Consider the following 922-nt stretch of genomic DNA (forward strand, 5'->3'; position numbering starts at 1 on the left):
AGAGTATCCGTCGCCTCTTGGCTTGTTCTCAGATTACGAATGTCATCAAAACTCTGTAACGCTTTAAAGTATTCAACCAACTGCGGGATTGTTTGAATTTTAAAGACCGACGCGCGATTGAACCCTTTACTTGGCGCAACAAAGGCTTCTTGCCACTTGTACTCCAGCGCTTGAACGGCATAGAACATCCACTCTTGCAGCTCTGCAAACGCTAACTCAGCATTCAAGGCTTCTTTTGTCAGTACGCTGTAATGCACTGGGTTAGCATAGTAACGGTCTGCCTGCTGTTGCTGATTTTCACCCAACTGTGCAATCAATCGCTCAGCTTCTGCAGTGAACCCTGCCAGCCTTTCCACTTCATAAGCCAGGTAGCTCAGCGACTTCGCGATGTCCACTTTGGCTGCTTCGAGCTCTAACATGAGCGCTTTAACGCGCGCTTTAGAATTCACATCAAGTAGCCCGCGCTCGAGACCACGGATAGTCGCACGCTCTAACACTGCCAAAGTTTGTGTGTACTTGATGGCGTCATCACGTGACACGTCTTTCAGGTCTTCCTTTAAGCTAGCCAGCGCCGCTTGCACCTCGAATAAATCGATGTTGCCCGCTTCGCTAACAAAGTCATCCAGCGTCTCTAAATCGTCCTGGTTCAATAACTCACTAATATCGACATAAGCGTTACCCGACGAGGAACCATCGCGCTTCGCTTCAAGCAACTGGCTCAGCGACAGCTCATTCTGACCAAACTGCACCATGATTTTATCAATCGCATCATGAACTTGCTTCTCTTGCTCAAGACGCTCCATCTCAATGGTGATATTGCCTTCGATAGTCTGACGCGCTTTCTGTGCTCGCTCGACGCCCAGCGTCGCTGCTTTGATACTTTGTTGCTGCTGAGCGATTAAACTGCCTTTTCTCTGCGCTT

At 48.9% G+C, this 922-nt stretch carries 1 pseudogene; it reads right to left on the reverse strand.

Going from position 1 to position 922, the window contains the following annotated elements:
• Positions 1-922, reverse strand: a pseudogene (locus tag F0228_RS25630) (hypothetical protein); the annotation flags it as partial.

The organism is Vibrio sp. 99K-1 (assembly GCF_013114585.1).
Classification (GTDB): Bacteria; Pseudomonadota; Gammaproteobacteria; order Enterobacterales; family Vibrionaceae; genus Vibrio; species Vibrio chagasii_B.